Source organism: Candidatus Hydrogenedentota bacterium (assembly GCA_035416745.1).
Lineage (GTDB): Bacteria > Hydrogenedentota > Hydrogenedentia > Hydrogenedentales > SLHB01 > UBA2224.
In genome coordinates this window covers 48,686-68,551 of record DAOLNV010000002.1, presented here as the reverse complement: position 1 = coordinate 68,551, position 19,866 = coordinate 48,686, and the positions used below count along the sequence as shown (strand labels likewise).

Genomic DNA, 19,866 nt, shown 5'->3' with positions numbered 1-19,866 from the left:
TGCGTCCGCGGGTAATGCCGGAGGACTACTTCGTGATTCCCCGAAGGGATTTGCGCACAAAATCCACGAAATGATTACGCTCGTCGCTTTCCTCGACGGTGGCTTCGATTTCGTGCAGTGCCTGCGTGGTATTGAGGTCGGACCGGAACATGATCTTATACATCTGTTTGATTTGCTGCCGCGTCTCGGCGTCAAGGCCCGCGCGCCGCAGCCCGACCGAGTTGGGACCGTGGCACCGGCCCGGATTGCCCTCCACAATCATGTACGGCGGCACGTCTTTTGTTACACGCGTCATGCCGCCGACGAAAGACATCGTACCAATCACGCATTCCTGGTGTATTCCGCATAATCCACCAAGAATGGCCCGGTCCTCGACATCGACGTGGCCCGAGAGCGATGCGCAATTCGCCATGACGACGAAACTGCCCACGTGGCAGTCATGCGCCACATGGGAATATGCCATCAGCAGACACGAATCCCCCAGCAAGGTCGTCCGGTGGTCATCGTCATAGCTGGTCATAGTGCTGGCGCTGACCGTCACATGCTCGCGTAACATGTTGTTGTCGCCGATGGTCGTACGCCCTATCAGGCCTTCTCTGTGTTTGAGATCTTGAGAGAGCACGCCTATTTGGCATCCGCTGAAGATGTGGTTACTCTTTCCGATGACGGTACGGCCGGTGATGACACAATGCGGACCCACAATGGTGCCGGACCCTATCGTCACGTGCGGACCAATGATGGTGAACGGCTGAATTTCGACGTCTTCCGCAAGTTCCGCTTTGGGATCAATGATTGCCGTCGCATGAATACTCATTTATCGCAAGTCCTTGACAGGTATTGGCCGTCGGAACGCGGCATTTCGCTAACCAAAAACTGCACACATCCGCTTGGTCACGAGCCCTAGGCAGCCAATAACCTTTGGATGATGTTTCACACCCGCCGCCCGCCCCGCGGTGGAACAAGAAAGCCGCTTGAACCCTCCCCCGGGCACAACCAGTTCCCAACGGAAATAGTAGCGCTACAGGCGCCGCGTGTCAATTCGCAGACCATATGATTCGGCCGGCATGCCTGCGCGCAGAAGCGCCGCCGCCAGGCTTGCCTTCTATGGTTTGTCATTGTAACGTAGTAAGGAACGATAGGATTCCTAACACCCGATTGCTTGAAAGGGGACTTTCGTGTTTGCATCACGCTATTCTCTCGTCGCCCTTTGCGCGGGGTTCGCGCTCTTTCTGAGTCTCGGCGCAAACGCCGGGCAGGAGGCGCCGGTTCAGCCGGACGGCGCTCAAGCAGTCAAATCGCCGCAACAACTCGAGTGGGAACAACAGGTGCCCGCAGACATGTTGAAGAGCGAGGCGTTCGCGTTTGTCGAGGAGAATCCCGCTCTTCCGCGCGTCTTGCTCATTGGCGATTCCATTTCCGTGGGATACACCCTCGCCGTTCGCAAAGAGCTTGCAGGCGCCGCGAACCTTCTGCGCATCCCCGCGAACGCCGGTCCAACCACGCGGGGCCTAGAGAATATCGACAAATGGCTAGGCGACAAACCGTGGGACGTCATTCACTTCAATTGGGGTCTGCACGATCTCAAACACGTGGACAAGGCCGGAGCTTCCGAGACCACTGACCTACGCCAGGTGCCGCCCGCTGCCTACAAGGCAAATCTCGAAAGGCTCGTGGTGCGCCTGAAGCAGACCAAGGCCCGGCTGATCTGGGCATCGACGACACCCGTACCCGAAGGCGCCAGCCGCCGCGTCAAAGGAGACGAGGCCGCCTACAATGCTATCGCCGCCCGCGTTATGAGGGCGCATGGAATAACCATCAATGACCTCTATGCCCGAGTCCTCCCCGAACTGGAGAAATACCAGCATCCCAAGAATGTGCATTTCAACGATGAGGGCTCTGTTTTTCTGGGGAAGATAGTGGCTTCGGAAATCCGCAAAGCGCTGGAACAAACGGACGTTCAACAGGAATAGCGAACGCTTGTGAACACAAAACGCGCCGGTTTCGAGGGTTACCCCGAAACCGGCGCGCTGCTTCGATATCGGTTGCTACTGCACGGTGGCTGGCTGGGTCTCGCCGGCAGAGGCCGGCTCGGCCGGAGTGCTCTGCTCCGCAGCGCCTTTGTCAGCGCCGCCCTGTGCTGCCGCGGCATCGGGGATCACCAGTTTGGGCGCCTTGGAAACCTCCGGAAGCTCGTCCGTCTCCCCGCCCCCTTCTGCTGGAGATGCGGCAGGGGCCGCTTCCGCTGGGGTTTCCGCGGATGGCGCTACCGGGGCCGCTTCCGCTGGGGTCTCCGCGGGCGGCGTCACGGGACTTGTTTCCGCCGGCGGCGTCTTTGCCGCCTCCTCGGCGAATAGCTCAGGATTGGACTCGCGCAGGCGGGAAAGGGCCATCTCGGCTTCCTTTGCTACGCTGGAATTGGGGAACTGCCGGGTCTGATCCTGGTAGGCCTTGACCGCTCCCTCGAGATTGCCTTGGGCTTCATACACCCGGGCAAGGTTTAGCGCTTGCCGGCGGGCCGCGAAGCTCTGCGGCCACTTCTCACTCACCTCATTGTATGCTTTCAGCGCGGCATCGTAGTCCTCGGCTTCCTGCGCGATGAAACCAATGGCCTCGACGGCGTCTGGAACAAACTTGGACTCGGGATGCTCCTGGCGCAACCGCTCGAGGGCGGATTTCGCCTTATCGTACTCGCCGGCTTTTATGGCGGTCTCGCCCATCATGTAGAGGACCTCCGGCGTTGCCATGCCCACCGCGACTGCCGATTCAAGTTCTTTCTCCTGGCCGGCGGGATCTTCCGCTTCGATCGCTTTGGCATATGCCGTATAGTTCGTGCGGTTTGATGCCTTGGTGTGCTGCTGGTAGCCTACAGTGAACAGGAGCGCGGCAACGACAACTGCGGCGCCAATACCGTATTGCCACGGCTTTTCCCGAATGCTGTGCCACAGCGAGCTGATTTCTTCCTCCGCATGACGCGAAGTCTTCAAGATTTCTTTTACACGGCTGCTTTTGTATTTCCTTGCCATAATTTGGGACTTTCCGAAACGTTGCGCGCCTTGAGTTACAAACTATTGTATCGACCCCCACTCGACAATGAGCCAGCGGCTGTCGACTTTTTCCAGGAACACCGTGACCTGGCCGTGCAGATCGATGGGGGGGTATTCGGAGCGGGGGTCGGGTTTGGCTATGGTGCCAAACGTTTCTACCGCCCGCGCTTGACTGCCCTGAACGATGACGCGCGGCTGTACACGGGCTATCTTTATCTGCCGGTACTCGTCGAAGACTTTGTTGAGGTATGCGGCAATGGCGTCGTAATCGCGTCCTTGGCGATCCTGATAGCTCCGAGACACATTGGCCATGACTTGATAGATGCGCCGGGCCTCCATGCCGCGCCACACGTCCTCGAGCACCAGCATGATCTGTTCTTCCTCGGTCAGCTTGGGGTTGATGACGGGAATCTCCGGGATCTCTTTCGGACATCCCGAAGCGAACGCCATCACCACAAGAAGGCCGATGACCGTCAATCGGTTTCTCATGAGGACGTTTCTTCCGGAACCAGCACCAGGACGAGTTCCGTTCCCCGTCCGATGCCCAAATCAGTGATGGATACGCGGAGCTTCTTGTCCGGTTTTGAGAAATTGAGCGTGATCACGTCCGCCTGCACCACGGTGTCGAGTTTCCACCCCGCCGTGGGGCACTCGCGCACGTAGAACTGAGCGAGCTCCGTGGGTTTGCTGCGGCACGTATAAACCAAGCGCCCGACTTGCAGCACGCGCGACTCGTAGACGAACGTGCGTTCCGCGTCTTCTTTCAGGCCCTCGGGCAGCGGCACATCTTTAAACCGCTGCTGGGCAGAAAGCTTGAGCCCGGGTTCCGACACGGCCGCAGCACCCGAAGTCCGCCCGCCGCTGTCCTCTAACTGGAGGTCCGGCGGAGGCGCAGGCGGCTGTTTCTTGAACGGATTAGTCTGGCAACCCGCTGTGCACGCCACAACTCCAACCAATACCAGAATAAACGCATGTTTCATGGTTGCAGCACCCCTTTTCGCTAAGATCCCGCAAGATGCGGCTGGTCTTCGCCCACATTAAGGAGGAAGCCGTTTAATCACAAAGGGATGTACGACCCCCTCGCCCATAGGATAGCTTGTCTGCGGCGAAAGTTCCAGCCCGGCACGATACGATACCCTTACGCACCCGCCAAATCAAGATGACCACTAGGGCAATCGCACCTGATTCGCCCCGCAAAAACGGTTGTCGTGGCGCCGGCGACTTGCAGCACAGTCGTCTCGCCGGCATTCGCTGGGGCGTAAATTCTCGGTGTGGGACCGGCGCCCACGCCGGTCAAAAAGAGAGTGATGCCCAGAATCGAGATGACCGCCGAGGGCGGCGGTCCCACACCAGAGAAGGACACCAGAGTAGGGAAAAGAGGTCACCATGTGCCGTTCATGCCCGGGTAGCCGCATCGATCCGGCTGATCATGTCGTTCACCTGAGCCTGTTCGGTAAAGCCGATGGTTATGGCGTCCACAATCCCGCTCGTGAGAATGAATTTCACGGATTCGTTGATCTTGGCCGGTTCAGCGGTGAGTTGCCCCTCCCCGACGATTTTCATGCCGAGGATGCCCTTGCCGGCGTCGTGGGCTTGGCGCAGCACGGCCGTAACGTTTTCGACGGTGTCGTCCATCCTGATTCCGAACGGGTTGTACCGGGCGAGTATGACATCGATATGGGGCGATGCGGCCGCTTTTTGCAGGGCATCGAAACTGTGGCACGAACATCCGACGGCGCGGACCTTGCCCTTCGCCTTCGCTTCGTGCATGACCTCGAGCGAGGCCTGGTACTCGGGCCTTTCCGTCCAGTCCGGCTCGGTAATGCAATGCATCAATACAACGTCGATGTAGTCGGTGCCGATTTCGTGACGGAACCGTTCGAGGTCGGCTTTCATCAGCGCCGGGGCGCGCGAGACGGCCTTCGAGAGGATCATGACGTCTTCGCGCTTGATGCTGCGCTTCATAGCCTCGCGCAGATAGGTATGCGACCCGTACATGTCGGCGAGATCGTAAAACCTGATCCCGTTCGCATACCCGTGTTCGAGCAGTTTAACGAATTCATTACGCCCGAGCCGGGTCATGTCGGAATTGCCGTTCCATCCCCGCATGCCGGTGCCTTGGCCCAACAGCGAACATTGAATGCCGGTTTTCCCGAGCATTCGCGTGGTCTGTGCCGTCAGGTGCGGGGCCGGTTCCTGGGTGGCCGCGGGAAAAGCAAGGCTGGCCGCCGCCGTTGCTGCCGAGAACCTCAAGAAATCACGCCGGTTCAGGTGTCGCATAAAAGCGATGCTCCTTCTTTTTCATCCTATTGTACACAATTGATGGGCACAAGGTGAGTTCCAGGCCCGTGGCGACTTTGCGACCGGCGGGACCCGGCCCCGTTCCTAGCTGGCTTATGATGAGGCTCTGGGGCTCCGTGTCAGACCGTTTACGGCCAATCCGTCGCGCTGCCCACTCCGTCGAACAGGTGGTTGTACGTGCCGGAGGATACGCAATGGGCGGCCGTGGCCGGGAATCGTCCGCCCTGTACGCCGAGGTACCGCAGGAACTCCGCGTGGCCGTCCAGGTACAGCACATTGACGCCGCTGCCGCCATGGCCGGCGTAACCGCGTTCCGGCGTGACATGATCCCACATGACGGGGACCTGCGAAGCCGCTGCGCGCGCCGCGCCCGGATTGTTGATGTCAGTGAGCAGGAATCGCTCGATGCCCTGCCGCAACCGGTACAGGATGTCGCCCCTGCCGGCCTGGCTGCCGGGGAAGGTATCTGAAAAGTCGTAATCCTGGTCGCTGGCGCCGCCGCGCGAATAGAAGCTGGCCAGACCCAGCTCGCCGAACGGGCCGAGGGCCATCATGCTTTCCGTGAATCGGCCGTATTTGTCTGTAGACCCGGAAACGTAGCGCGTATTCGGGTCAACGAGAGACAACAGCGCCTCGCCCAGCACATTCGTGTCTTCCATGATGACCCAGCCGGTGTAGTTATACGGCTCCTTCACGATTTCTCCCCAATCGACCACGCCATTGCCGTTGCTGCCGCGGTCGGTCTTTCCGTCGTAGCGTTCGACAGGGCCGCTCTGGGCCTTCCACGACGGGCACCACACGAGGTTCCAGTCCGTGAGGTATTCGGGGTACAGGGCCCAGTCGTTGAAGATGAACTCGCGGCTGGGGCGTCTGTCGTTTCGGACAATCTGGCGGCACGGCAGCCGCTTTCCCGGGCTTTCGTTGGAGTACATGGCGAAGACCAGGCCCAGCTGTTTGAGATTGTTGACGCAGGCCGCTCTTCGGGCCGCCTCGCGCGCCCGGGACAGCGCCGGCAGCAGGATCGCCGCCAGGAGCCCGATGATCGCGATTACGACCAGCAGCTCGATGAGGGTGAAGCCCTTTCGGGATTCCCCAAGCAACACCGACACGGCTATTCCTCCTGCCTCACTGAGATTACTCCGAAGCCTCCCGTAGGATATGGCTTCCTGCAGGCGCTCTGATCACGATGTGCCGGGGCGGGAAAACCAGTGCCGGTTGACGGCTCGGTCTTCCAGGAGCCGTTCGGGTTTGCCCCGGAGTTCGGCCGCAAGGAAGACATGGATACCCGGAAAGCTGAGCGCATGGCGCGTTTCCCGGCGGTTTTCGAGGCCGGCGCGTGGCTTGGCCGGCGCAGCCCGGTGGCGCTCGCCGCCGTCAGATCTCTTCGTTATTCTCCTCGAACGCGGCTTGTCGTTTGGCGAGGTATTCGGCCAGCATGGCCTCGGTGACTTCGGGGTCGATCCCGAGAAAGGCCAGCGTCTGCTGGTGTTCGTCGAAGACATGCAGGTTTTCCGTGTAATTGTCGGTCAGGGCGGTCACCATGGCGTCGGCCAGGGAGATGATGGCCACGTGCTCCTTGGCTTCAGTGGCCCGCATGGGCTCGTGGTGGAAGCGGATAGGCGCGGCGATCTCGGGGGGCAATCCCCATTGCCGGGCCAATTCGTACCCGGCCTCCGTGTGGGACAGCCCGATCAGGCGTTCCTCGGCGTCGAGGAGCGCGCGGCCCGTGAGGCCGCTGTCGAGCTTGGCGCAGGCCTCCGGCACGGTTTCAAGCAAGGCTGCGCGGCCCAGGTCGTGCAGCAGGCCTGCCGCGAAGATGCCCGGCAGGCCGCGTTGTCCGCTGGCCTTGGCGACGATGCGCGCCGCCGCTGCGCAACACATCGATTCGAGCCAGAAGGTCCGGTACTCGAGGTTCTTCCATTTGCTCATGAGGTCGATGACCGTTGTCGAGAGCACGATCCCGTAGGTTTCGCGCAGGCCCATGAGCGATATGGCGTGGACGAGATCGTGAATGGGCTGTGTGAATCCGTACAGGGCCGAATTGGCCACGCTGAGGATTTTGGCCGCGATGGGCGGGTCGAGCGCGATAATGTCCGCCACCGAGCGGACCGAACTCTCGGGCGATTCGATGGCTGCCCGGACCTGGTTTAGTGTTTCGGGCAGTGCCGGCAGCGATGTGAGGCGGCGTACAAGGCGGGCCACGCGCGACAGACGTATGGGCGCTTCGAGACCCTGAAGCGTCCGCAAAGGCGCGGCCTCGTCTTCACCGGCGGAAGGCGGTTCTTCGGGATAGTAGCGGTTGATAGCGGTTTCGACGTCATCCGGGGTGCAGCGCAGAAGCTGTACGTGGGCGTCGAGCAGTTTTTCGAGCTCTTCGCGTTCTTGGGCATCCGGAAGGGAGACGCAACCCAGCACAACCGTGTGACCGTAGTGGTCAATGGGTATGACCTGGTAATTGCGGGCGGTCTCGGCGCTGATCAGTCCAATCAACTCGTGACTGAGGTCGAGATGCGAGAAGTCCGCGGCGCCCAGCCCAGGCAGGGTGAGGAGGAAATCGAGCAGTTCAATGGGTTGGATGCATCCCATAGAGAACAGCACGTCGATGACCTCGCCTCCGCGCTTTTTCTGTATGGCGAGCGCCTGGTCGAGTTCTTTCTGGGAGATGCGTCCGGCGGCGCACAGGAGTTGGCCAATGCGCCGTTTCGCGGCGTCCCGGAGCAATGCCGCCCTATGCGTATCGGAAACGGCCTTGTTCTTGCCCTTATCATTTGGCGGTCGATTCGAGGAATACATTGGCCCCTCAATCTTGGCCGCGAGCCGGCCCTTTGTCGCCACCCGCCCCCTGTATGTGCCTTGGATTGCGAGCGAGAGGCATTTTCAAGCTCCCCTGCTCGGCTGATTTTAGCAATCGCACACCGTTGGAACAAGCCCATCGAGGAGCGGTCACCGGGAAATTGGATTGAAAAGCCCTGGCGGCCATGCGAGCAAATGATAATCCTGGTTCTTGTCGGAGCCTGCTCGTCCTGAGAAGAGCAGGGACGCGTTGCCGGTTCGGGTTAGTGCCATTCAGTTTGTCACTTTGACTGGAGCGAGGCGCAGGTAATCAAGTCCGAACATGTGGCGTTTGGGGTTGGACTTCTCGTTGGCGCCGGCGATCTCGATGGTTAGAACATTTTGCCCTTTTTTGAGTTTGAATGTGCCGATGGAGGCTTCTTCGGTGACGATGACGCCGTCGTTGAAGAAGTCCATGGGTTCGCCGGCCTTTACGCCGTTGACCGAGATCTGCATCATGCCGTAGTCGATGGCTTTGGTGAAAACGGCGTGGACGGCGTAGCGTCCGTCCTCGGGGGCGTCAAAGGCGAGTGTGAGGGTATCGCCGGGGGCGCCGTCGATCCACCAGAGTTGTTGACCGGCGCTCCAGGGCCAGCCCGCGCTGTCTTGGACGGTGCAGTTTCCTCCGCTGACGGAGAGGACTTCGAGTCTTTCTCCTTCGAGGGCGTGCTTGACGCGTTTGGGTTCGGGTGGGGGAGGGGGTGTGGCGATGCGGAGGTCCGCCGTGTTGATGCCGTTGAAGGAGTCGGTCGCGCCGGGCCGGGCATACCAATAGGATGTGGCGGCCATGTTGACCATTACGTCGGCCGAGTGCCAGACCTCGATGTCGAATTTGAAGTCTTTGGCGAAGGGGATGTTGTCGAGGATGTGAAACCGGCTGACGCAGGTGTGGCCGTAGTTTCCGGGGCCGTCGCAACGGGCCTGGTTATGGTAGGCGTGTACGAACGGTTCGTTGTTGCACCATGCGTAGCCGTAATAGTCTTCGGAACCCGTGCCGAAATGGCTGGGGAACTTCTCGCCGTCGACGTAGATTTTCTCGTCGCCCTCGCCCCACCAGCCTTTGACGGGGTTGGTGACGTGCAGCATGTCGCCGACGAAGCGGCCCTTGCCGTTCACTGCGACATAGGTCCAGTCCTGCCGGGGGTGTGTGGGGATATCGAATTGGGCGCGCCATTTGGCGTGGAAATAGAGGCTCTGTGGGGTCCATTCACGGGGGCCGGTGACCACTTGGCCATCGACGGTGACGGGGGCGTCGCCGTTGTTAGTGATGCGGAGCGTGACGGACCGTTCATAGGGCATGACCCAGTGGCTATACATGACGCCGTTGTCGAGCACGCCGCTGGACAGCGACCTGTAGGGGTTGATGCCGGGAGCCGTGGCGAAGAAATCGCCCAGGGGCGCTCCCACGGAGGGCGTCTTCTGGCCGTCAAAGGCAATGGTGACGACGCACTGGCGCAATGCGAGGTCGAGGGCATCGGCCTCGGCTTTACAGGTGATGCCGCGGATTGCGCCTTCGCCTTCGAGGCGCATCTCGATGTTGGCGCCAGGGGCGATGGTTTCGCGGTAGGTGTTGGCGACTTTGGGGCCCTGGTAGTCGAATTCATGGGGGTTTGCGAGGCGTTGGCGGGTATTTTCGAGAAGCCCCTGGTACGTCTCGGCCAGCTCGGGGCGGAACGATTCGACCTCCGTGCCTTTCTCGTAGGTGCGGTAGTTGACGTGGTAATAGAAGTCGGGTTTGCTCGCGGTGATTTTGCAGTGTTTGGCGTAGGGAATGGGGAAGTGGGAGTTCCATCCGCGCGAGCGGATGCCGGCAATGGGGGCGAGGAAGGGCGCGTGTTCTCCGTCCAGCATGTCCTGGAGGGGCATTTCGATGACGGGGTCGGAGGCGTTATCGAGATAGATGCGGACGATGCCGGCGTCGTTGGCGTTGGCGGACCATATGCGCACGATGGCGCCGGGTCCTTCGGCGTCGGCCATCACCCATTCGTCGGCCCCGTTGCGGGTTTCTTTGCGGATGTGTTGGCCACGGTCGCCGTTGGCGAACCAGTTTTCGTCGGTGAGTACGGCGGGATCGGTGGACCGGCGGTCGTAGCTCGAGAACTGGGCGCAGTCAAACGCCGGTTCGGGGAACGATGCGAGGGCATCGAGATCGGTCATTTCGTTGACGAGCGATTCGAAGGTTACCTCCGCTGCGCGGGGAGACGCAGTCGAGAGCGCGCATAGTACCGTCACGATGAACGCCGCCGTTAAGAGATGCCATCGCATGGTAAGACCCTCCTGTGCGTTGCATCCAAGGATTGATGAAAAGAGCATATCGGCAATCGGGGCGGATGTCCAGTTTGCGAATTGCCTCACAATAAAAGCACCTGAAACGGCATCGTTGCCTAACGTAAGAAAAGTATCTCGAAGAGCCAGGGTGGAAATGGGAGAATTACGGTCTCGTGGACCGCATTGCGACGCGACAGTGCCGAATATAGGCTGCGCTCCGGCGTCAGAAACCCGATCTCGTAGAGGCGGGACATTGAGCGGGTTCCCCGACCCTGCGCGGGCAGAACTCCCAGAGCGCGAGGTGCGCGGAACCGGCCGCCCATTTCCTCCCGCATTCACAACGCGATACACCACGGACCCGGCGCTTGAGTCACTCGCCTGGAGTCAATGTCAAGGTAATCCGTACCGGTCGCCGCGATTGGCGCGCCATCATGCAGGACAACCATCGCCGGGAGCGTTTCCCCGGCAAACGGTTGCGTGCCAAACTCGAAGGTGTGACCGAAGGCAGTCACTTTGACCACCGTGGGCTGGCCAACCGGCGTGCGCGGGAAAACCGCTACGAGATGGTTGTCTCCGCACGGAGTGGCGATGACCCGCCAGACGCCTTGCGAGGCTTCAATGCGAGCGGGGGGTTCGAGTCCCGCCAGATTCGGCAGCATGAGGTAGAAATTGGCATCGGGCGAGGTGGTGAGTTCGGGTTCGGCCACGAAGAGGTCGCGTTGGGGAAAAGATTCCCAGGGGTCGGGAGTCCAGATGATGGAACCGTTGCCTACGACTCGGCGGAAGGCAAGGATGCCGTTGGCATTCTCAACAGGTGTGGCCTCGACAGCCGTGCATTCGACGGCGGGCAGCCCTGCACCGGTGATGATTTCACGTTCAAACCGAACGCCTGGCAATCGTTCGAGTCGTGCGGGATCGCGCTGGCCGCCTGGCGTAATCGAGGGGTCGCCCGAGAGATAGACGCAAGCCCCGTCTTCGGCAATGCGCAGGAGCTGCTCAACAGCCGTATCGGGCAGCGCGTAGGCAAGCGGCAAGATTGCGAGCCGCGGACGGTGTTCCGCCACCCTGGCAAGCTCGGCCTCGTTGGCGACATCGAACGGAATCGATGTGGCGAGAAGGCATTCGAGCGCGTTCATGAGTGACGTATGGGCGAGACCCGCGGGAGCGCCCAGGCGCCAGGTATCGGGCATGACGAAGATCGTCTCGGCGGCCGGCCGGTCCATGGAAATGTATTCCCCAATTCCACTGAGAGCTTTGTAGAGCCGCAAAGCGGACTTTGGCCGTAACGGGTTGTTCCACGCCATGCCCCAGGGGAAGACGCTGTCGGGGTCGTCGCTCCAGCACCAGTTCTGGATCTTGGTCACGCCCATAGCGTATGCGGCGTGTCCGGCCCACCAGAACAAGCGGTCCATTTCCTCGGGCGCACGGCGGATGTGGTACCCCGCGCCGCCCCGTTCGACGGTCCATGCGTCGTGGGTCTTTACGCCGAACTCGCCGATGTTGACGGTCTTGCCGGCAAAGCGCATGTCGTTCCACTTGATCGTAGCCATCAGGCGCGAGATGTCCGCACGAAGGACATCGAAATAGCCGAAATTGCTCATGTCCATGCTACCCAGCGTAAGACGAAGATCGATTCCCTCGATAGGGCGCTGGTAGTACTCGCTCGTGATCGGATGTTCGGAATCTTCCTGGCGAATGGCCGAGCAGAGCGTTTCGATCCAGCGCGTCATGAGCATGGTCTGGAATTCGGTGAAATCCCTGGCGCGCACGTCGTACCATGCCTGGGCAGCGACGTGTCTGAGCGGCAGTTGGCCAAGCGGGGCCTCGGGCGGGGCCGCTGACCACGCCTGACGCAACGCTTCGTCCGTTGCATACCGTCTTGCCAGGAATTCGTTCCACAGGCGCTGGAGGTCGGGCAGGTCCTTGATGCGCAGCTGGAAGTCGCCGTTCAGGTAGTAGATCAGCCCAGGCACATCTTTGAAACGCGCGGCGAATGCCCTGCAAAGTTCGGCGGACTGGCCGAGTTCCTCATCGCTGATAGCGACATCGCGGCCTATCAGTATGCCCGCCATGTACACGAGCCCGAACCGCTGCGCGAGTTGGATCAGGGCTTCCTGCTGTTCCCACTGAGCGTCCGTCAGACGGAAGTCAGGCGGGAAGAAGCCAAGGTTCTCAAACATGTGCAATCCGTGATCCCGCATCATCTGGAGGTCCTGAAACCACGTCCACGGGGAACAATTCGGCGAACTGAACATGCTCCCGTACGTGTCCGTGCCGAATAGACACACTCGCTGCTCGGCCATGTCCGGTTTCTGCACGATGAGCACATTGCCGGCATAGTGAATCCGCGGGCCCGCGGCAACAACACCACCATCGCGGACACAGAACCCCGACACGGCGCGGTCGGCGAGTACGGAGCCGTCTTTCACGTCTGAAACGGCTTGAATGAAATTGGGCGCGTCTTCCGGGATCTGGAACGAGAACTGGAAGGTCTGCTCCGATTGCCCGGGCATTTCGGCCGGTTGCGAAAGGGAAGTCAAGTGCGCCGGTCCGGCATTCTTGGGTAAACCAAGCAGTTCCAACGCGATATCCACTGAGCGGGGTTCGTGCGACGTGTTGTTGGCGTGAACCACGATGTCTGCCGCCGCGCCGCGTTCGTAGATGGGGGCGCTGGTCTTGACCGATTCGACGAACACTCCGTAGCGGAGCCGGGCGACGGCCGCGCGCGCCAGCTGCGCGCCGGACTCGCCTTCGAAGATATCCCGGCTCGTGACTCCAAACAATGCCCAGTTGGAACCCGCAAAAGGCCCCGCGTAATGATGCACGAACGCTCCCGCCGCGCCTTGGAAGCCGCCGGCCTGGCCTCGCGCCTCGACAAACGGAATCCACCGCGCGGAAGCGCGAAGCTGCGCCGTAGCCTCGAAACCCGCAACCGGCCCGTCAGACCGCCAATCGGCAAGGAGCGGCGAGCCGGGAGACGCCACAAGACTGTCACCCCGGATGGGTTGGTCGGGACTGAACAATGCCAGTTGGATCGGTTCGAGACGGAGGGCATCCCGAGGGTCCCCGTAGTGCGCGTTGATGATGTCTTCGGTTGGCAACTGGGCGCACGTGACGTCGTCGAGCCATGCGGTTCCGCTGGCCCGGAAGAGGCCGCCATGGAACAACACGTTCGCGGCGTTTGGCGCGATCGGGACCTGTGTCTCGTATCGCTTCCAATCGGCGGACTCGCGGAGCTGGACGAAATCCACGAACGTCACAAGCGCGCCGTTCGCGTCGTGTTGATAGACCGCCATATACGCGAATCCGCTACCCTTGATGTCGCGCGCCTTCAGGCACCCGCCTATCAGATATGTCGTGCCGGGCTCGACGGGCAGCGAACACGTCCAGGTATTGCTCATCTCGGCGACTTCGTTGTTGACGCGGCCCGACGCGTTCCCCGAGACCTTCTCGTCAGTGACTACCGCTGAGGCGGCCGGATCGGCGGCCCACCATCCGTCGGAGCCGTTTTCGAACCCGCCATTGGGCGCCATTGAGTACTGGGGGTCGCGAGCCTTGTCCCGTTCCTCTTCCCAATGCTGGCGGGCGGCGAGCCATTGGCCGTCTTCTTTCAGCCAAAGCCGGTCGAAGGCATAGCCGCCCGTCGTCAGCAGGTCTCCGCCCTTTTGCAGAAAACCGAGTAGCGTGTGCTTCCCGGACACGGGAAACGAAGCTCCCGTAGGCACGATGAGCAGGTCAAACGCGTCGCCATTGAAGATGGCAGGGTCTGAAAGCTGCTCGGCACTGAGACGGCTCACCACGATATCCGCCGCCGCCAGCGCGGCTTCGAAGGTCTGTGGGGGTGTTGCACATCCTTCTACGGGTAGCGAAGGCTCATCCAGAACAGCGATTCGGTAAGGCTCTTGCGCGAAGGCACGGAAAGGCAAGACGGCCACCAATGCAAGGCAGAAGCGAATCATGTTCGTGAACCTCATTTGTTATGGGCGACACGTTCCAAGCACCCAGCCGCAATACCTGGTGAAAGCGGACTTCCCCTGCCCGCTCGCGGGCCACTCCGTGCCTACTGGTCACTCCCCGGCCTTCTCGTACGTAACTATGACGGCATCTGGCTGTTGGCCGATCGTTATCAACAGGCCATTCTCCATCAAGCTCTGTCCTGAAACTTCCATGCTTTCCGTGGAATCGATGTTCTTCACGAGGTAGGGTGCGTCCGGCTCGAGGGCGCGCAGCTTGTACTGGGCGCTGACGTAGGGGCATTTCGCGCGCCGGAATGCCTGGACCATGCCCGCCGCCAGATCGGGGCGATCGAGTTGCCAGGCCATCCACACGTTGTCGGCCGTGCTGTAGTCACTAAGGGGCCAGAAATCGCCGAAGTAATAGCCGGCCACGCTGCGCCACTCTTTGATGCGTTCGGTGGCGCCCTTAACGTCGAAGTCGTCTTTGCGCACGTCCCAGTTGCATTGGAGGAACGGCGCAATCGTGCTGCGGAAATAATACGGGTCAAACTTCTCGTAGTTTGCCGAATCAAAATAGGGCAGCCAGAGGCCAAAACCATAGTTGTGACACTGATAGGCCTCCGGATTGTTCTCCAGGTCGGAACGTAACAGAGGCACGGCCCGGCGCATGGTCTCGAGATCATCACGCCGGCCTCCGCTGGCGCAGGAATCTATCAGCATGCCGGGATGACGGCGGCGGAGTTCATCCCAATAGGCCTGGTATCCCTCAATGTACCGGATCTCGGTGATTCCCTGCCGGTCCGCGGCATCGTTGCCCCGCCAGAAATCCAAAGGGTCTATATTGAAGTCCGAGCGATAAAGGTCTATGCCTTCATCCGAAATCAACTTGTCAATATGGTTTGTCAGCCACTGCACTGCCTCCGGCTCGTTCATCTTGAGAAGACCGCCGTCCGCGCCGCCAAAGACCCATTCCGGGCGATTGACGGCGAGCCATGTGCCCGGATGGACACGTTCCACCTCGAACCATACGATGGTTTCGGCGCCGTATTCGCGGGTGGCGTCGGTAACGGCCCGCAGACCGTTCGGGAAGCGGGATTTGTCGGCCTCCCAGGTGCCGGTTACAGGCCAACTGCCGCCGGGATACCAGCCCGCGTCCATCCACCAGTAATTCAACTGTATGCCCTTCTCTGCAAAGCGATGGATGAATTCAATGTCACCTGCCCGGGTACACTGGAACCCGAAGTACCAGACGCTGGCAGCGCCGTGTTTCGGAGATAATGCTTTGCCATGGTCCTTCGGGAAATTGTGTTCGAACATCCAGCGCCGCCAGACGTTCTGGGCCCGGAGCCAGTCGCCTTTGTAGAACTGCAGCACTATTAGAGGAGTCCGTATTTCTTCGCCGGGGTGGAGTCTCAAACGAGTCAATTCCTGGCCTCCAACGACGCGAAGGGCGCGCCCGCTGTCACGGACAAACCGGGATGCCCATTGGCCGGGCCAGGCGATGACGATGATTACGCCTTCGTTCTGCTGTGGGCATTCCAGGTTGTAGTAAGGCCATTCGAAGTTGGTCGGACGGCCGCCGCGTGGCGCGAACGTCAGGGAAACATTGGGCCCTAGTGTCGTTGAGTGAGGTTCAAAACTGTCAATAGTGCATCTGTCGCCCGTGTGATGATGTAACAGGAACTCCCCCTGAGAGCTACGTTCAAAAGTAGTGTCGATTGCCTGGATTGACTCAAGTATGGGCGTATCCCCGGTGCCCTCATTCTTGAAGTACGCGGTCCATTCCACGGTGGGATAGTTCCTCCACGCTACTCCCACGCAACGGACGACAAGATTCGTTACAGGATCCCTATAGGTTACGGAGTGTTCCGTGCGCTCTGGATCCAGCTCCCTGCTGTTCCGCTCCAAAGTCCAGTCACTCAGGAATTCCGAAGAGGGCCGGCCGTCATAGACAAATGATAGAAAAGGTTCCGTGCCATAGGGTCTTTCCCCGCCATCCGTCATGGTCATCTCATCGAGCCAGAGCTCCTTGCCATCGGCCAGCGCAATCTTGGCGTCGGCCCAACAGGACTGGTCGCAGGCGTTGCCGTCTCCAGCATCGGATATCTCGAGCGTGAACTCCGTGGCTCCCTGCAGATCCACGAGAACGGGAACCGCTGCCATCCCTTTGCGCAGTATGTCAGAGCGGAACACGATGTTTCCCCCGGCGTGAACAGAGAATACCACGCTTCCTTCGCCCGCCGGGTCGTTCGTGTCGACGCCCACCATCGCGGAGAACTCTCTGCCGCCCGATGGGATTCGGACCAGAATCATGCTGGGCGCATGGCAGAAGAGACCGCGAGCGAACGGTTTGTCCTGGAGCTTCAGGGGTTTCCCCATATGCACGTTTCTTTGGACAGGATCGTAGTTGGCAAGAATAGCGAGGCCTGGCTCCGCGAGGGGTTCTCCTGGAGAGCCTCGAAACCTGGCATCAACCCAGGCATCCCGCTCCTCGAATTCCGCAGGTGTGGGAGTGACGCTGCAGAGAACGGCCGCAGCCCAAAGAACCGCACCAATCATGACATTGCCCTCATGGCCGAACCGCATCGCAGCATCAGCGCATTTGCGTAAATAGTCGCGGCGCCGGTGTTTGCTTCTGCTTCCTCCGGCATGCCTTGCTCCGCCCGGTGCAAGTCAGAATACGGTTCGCCCGCGGCTCGATCAACACCCGAGAATCCAAGATGCCTTTGCCAAGAGCCGTGATTCACAGGAGTTCATGCATGCAACCCTGGGAGACATGCATGACCTTGATTTGTGTCCCGCTGACAACACCCGCTGACAACACGGTTGCATCGCGGGACAGCGAACGGGGATACTCGGGTGATTCTATGTGTTCGGGCAAAGGGTGCTTCGTGGATTGGCGCGCAAGACGCACGAGGTGGAAACATGTTGGGATTTCGCGTGATGGTTGTAGCGTTGGGAATTGTCGGGACAGTATGCGCCGCGCGGGCTGGCGAAGGGGAGGAAGGCGTAATTGTGGGCCGGTTGCGCTGCGAATACCTGGAGAATCCCCTCGGGATAGACGCCAACCCGCCCAGGCTGAGCTGGATTGTCGAATCTGACCAGCGCGGCGCGAGACAAACGGCGTATCGGATTCTGGTGGCGTCCGCGCCGGAGATGCTGGCGGCTGAGGAGGGCGATTTGTGGGACAGCGGGAAGATTGACTCCTCTGAGAGCGTGCTGGTCGCGTACGCGGGCAAGGCGCTGGCGTCCCGGCAACGGTGCTATTGGAAGGTGAAACTCTGGGACGGAAACGGCCGTGAATGCGCGTGGAGCGAAGCTGCGGCGTGGAGCATGGGCCTGCTGGACCCCAGCGATTGGCAGGGGGCCTATATCGGCATGGACGCCGCGCAGGGGAATCCTCAGTCCCCGTGGCTGCGGCAGACCTTTGAATTGGGCGAAAAGCCCGCAGACGCGCGCGTTTACGTGAACCCCCTCGGCTATTACGAATTGTATGTGAACGGTGAGAGAGTCGATGACGCGCCTCTGTCGCCGGCGGTGACGCAGTTCAACAAGCGGTCGTTCTATCTCACCCACGATGTGACGGCGTTTCTGCGGGAAGGGACGAACAGCATTGCGCTCTGGATGGGCCGCGGGTGGTATCAGGAAGGGCTGCCGGGCGTTGCCTGCAAGGGGCCGCTGGTCAGGGCGCAACTCGAAGCTGACCTGGCAGGCGGCGAGCGTGTCATTGTGGCAACCGATGCCACATGGAAGGCGCACCCCAGCGGGTTTGAGTGTATCGACGTGGGGCATCCGGGGCATTACGGCGGCGAGCGGTACGATGCGAGGGCCCATAATGCGGCATGGGCGAATCCGGAGTTTGACGCGACCGCTTGGCCTAACGCCGTTGCGGCCGAACCAGCAGAGCACGTGGTATCCGCGCAACCCGTCGAGACCAATGCGCTGCTGCGGCGCTACGAACCCGCGCGCGTACGGTTTCTGGAGGATAAGGTATGGCTCGTGGATTTCGGGACGAATCTGTCAGGCCTTTTCGAGATTACGTTCACCGGTTTGACGCCGGGGCAATCCGTCAAAATGGACTATGCCGATTTCTTGGCAGACGACGAGTTCGACAATTTTGGCCAGACCGATGAATACATTGCCCGGGGAGGCGGGGAGGAGACCTTCCGGAACCGGTTCAACTACCACGCATTTCGTTACGTGCGGATCACGGGCATGGACGTGCCGTCGCAGTCGAAAGCGATCGCGGCGTATCTGGTGCGTACCAATTTCCAGAACTACGGGAGTTTCGCGTGCTCCAATCCGGTGCTGACGAACATACACGACATGGTGCACTACACGCTTGAATGCCTGAGTCTGGGGGGATATCTGGTGGATTGTCCGCACATCGAGAGGCTGGGCTATGGCGGCGACGGGCAAGCCAGCACGCCGACAGCCATGACGATGTTCGGCATGGGGCCGCTTTACACCGCGTGGTTGACGCATTGGCGGGATTGCCAGCGGCCGGACGGGGGGATGCCGCACACGGCGCCGAACCCCTTCAGCGCGGGGGGCGGACCGTACTGGTGCGGGTTTATCATCGCGGCCTCCTGGCAGATGTATCAGGATTACGGCGACACGCGCATCCTCGAGGTGAATTATCCGGCGATGCAGCACTGGCTGGGCTATGTCGAGGCGTACACGAAAGAGGGGCTGCTGCGACCATGGCCGGAGACCGATTATCGAGCCTGGTACCTGGGCGACTGGGCGCGGCCCGACCGCCGCGAGAAACAGGCCGAGAAGTCGATCGACCACGTCAACAACTGTTTTGTAGTCCAATGTTATGACTGGATGTCGGGCATTGCCACGGTGCTGGGGCGTCCTGAAGACGCAAAGCGTTACGCGGAGGAGGCCGCGGCCCGGCGTAAGCGGGTGCACGAGGTGTTTTACGAGCCCGCGCGGGGGACCTACGTGGATGATACCCAACTGGACTTGGCGTATCCATTGCTGGTGGGAGCCGTCCCCGGCGATCTTCGCGAGGCGGTGAAGAGCCGTCTCGAGCAGAAGATACTGGTCGAGTGCAAAGGCCATCTGGATGTTGGGCTGGTGGGCGTGCCACTCCTTACGGAGACCTTGTTTCAACTGGACCGAAACGATCTCGTGTTCGAATATACGAGCAAGGAAACCTATCCGGGGTGGGGGTATATGCTTGCCAATGGCGCAACAACCACGTGGGAGCATTGGGACGCCCTCCGCTCGCACATTCACAACTGCTATAACGGCATCGGCGTGTGGTTCTATCGCGGCCTGGCGGGTATACGGCCCGATGCCGCCGCTCCGGGGTATGCGCATTTCGTGTTGAAGCCCGCGGTCGTTGGGGATGTCACGTGGGTCAGCGCGCGGCAGGACACAGTCCGGGGTGTCATCGAAAGCGTGTGGCGCGTCAAGGACGGGCAATTCGTTTGGGATGTGCGCATTCCCGCCAA

Annotated in this window: 12 protein-coding genes; 2 read left to right on the top strand and 10 right to left on the bottom strand. The window is 60.7% G+C overall.

What is annotated here, in order from left to right:
* Positions 1-25: 25 nt before the first annotated feature.
* Positions 26-814: an acyl-ACP--UDP-N-acetylglucosamine O-acyltransferase gene (gene lpxA / locus PLJ71_01425; GenBank protein HQM47312.1), complete on the bottom strand. Its 789-nt coding sequence runs from the start codon at positions 812-814 to the stop codon at positions 26-28.
* Between the two features lie 361 nt (positions 815-1,175).
* On the opposite strand from lpxA, the gene PLJ71_01420 reads away from it, so the two are divergent.
* Positions 1,176-1,970, top strand: coding sequence for an SGNH/GDSL hydrolase family protein (locus tag PLJ71_01420; protein HQM47311.1), 795 nt, complete (start codon positions 1,176-1,178; stop codon positions 1,968-1,970).
* Positions 1,971-2,045: 75 nt separating this feature from the next.
* On the opposite strand, the gene PLJ71_01415 is transcribed toward PLJ71_01420, so the two are convergent.
* From PLJ71_01415 to PLJ71_01375, 9 genes are all read right to left on the bottom strand, one after another.
* Entirely contained in the window at positions 2,046-2,984 is a 939-nt protein-coding gene (locus PLJ71_01415; protein ID HQM47310.1) for a tetratricopeptide repeat protein, read from the bottom strand.
* Positions 2,985-3,065: 81 nt separating this feature from the next.
* Entirely contained in the window at positions 3,066-3,533 is a 468-nt protein-coding gene (locus PLJ71_01410; GenBank protein ID HQM47309.1) for a hypothetical protein, read from the bottom strand.
* Positions 3,530-4,024 carry a hypothetical protein gene (locus PLJ71_01405; GenBank protein HQM47308.1) on the bottom strand — a complete coding sequence of 165 codons (495 nt, stop codon included), beginning with the start codon at positions 4,022-4,024 and terminating at the stop codon, positions 3,530-3,532. Before PLJ71_01405 ends, PLJ71_01410 begins: the two co-directional genes overlap by 4 nt.
* Before the next feature lie 415 nt (positions 4,025-4,439).
* On the bottom strand, positions 4,440-5,324 hold the full coding sequence (locus PLJ71_01400; GenBank protein ID HQM47307.1) for an aldo/keto reductase: 885 nt from the start codon (positions 5,322-5,324) through the stop codon (positions 4,440-4,442).
* 149 nt (positions 5,325-5,473) lie between these two features.
* Positions 5,474-6,454, bottom strand: a complete 981-nt coding sequence (locus tag PLJ71_01395) for a prepilin-type N-terminal cleavage/methylation domain-containing protein (protein HQM47306.1) — start codon at positions 6,452-6,454, stop codon at positions 5,474-5,476.
* A gap of 265 nt (positions 6,455-6,719) precedes the next feature.
* The gene (locus PLJ71_01390; GenBank protein ID HQM47305.1) at positions 6,720-8,138 is read right to left on the bottom strand and encodes an HDOD domain-containing protein; all 1,419 of its coding nucleotides are present in this window, start codon (positions 8,136-8,138) and stop codon (positions 6,720-6,722) included.
* Positions 8,139-8,411: 273 nt separating this feature from the next.
* Positions 8,412-10,442 carry a DUF2961 domain-containing protein gene (locus tag PLJ71_01385; GenBank protein HQM47304.1) on the bottom strand — a complete coding sequence of 677 codons (2,031 nt, stop codon included), beginning with the start codon at positions 10,440-10,442 and terminating at the stop codon, positions 8,412-8,414.
* Between the two features lie 338 nt (positions 10,443-10,780).
* The gene (locus tag PLJ71_01380) at positions 10,781-14,404 is read right to left on the bottom strand and encodes a hypothetical protein (protein ID HQM47303.1); all 3,624 of its coding nucleotides are present in this window, start codon (positions 14,402-14,404) and stop codon (positions 10,781-10,783) included.
* Between the two features lie 108 nt (positions 14,405-14,512).
* Entirely contained in the window at positions 14,513-16,960 is a 2,448-nt protein-coding gene (locus PLJ71_01375) for an NPCBM/NEW2 domain-containing protein (GenBank protein HQM47302.1), read from the bottom strand.
* 366 nt (positions 16,961-17,326) lie between these two features.
* Here PLJ71_01375 and PLJ71_01370 point away from each other — a divergent pair.
* A partial coding sequence (locus PLJ71_01370; protein HQM47301.1) for a family 78 glycoside hydrolase catalytic domain occupies positions 17,327-19,866 on the top strand: 2,540 nt, incomplete at its 3' end.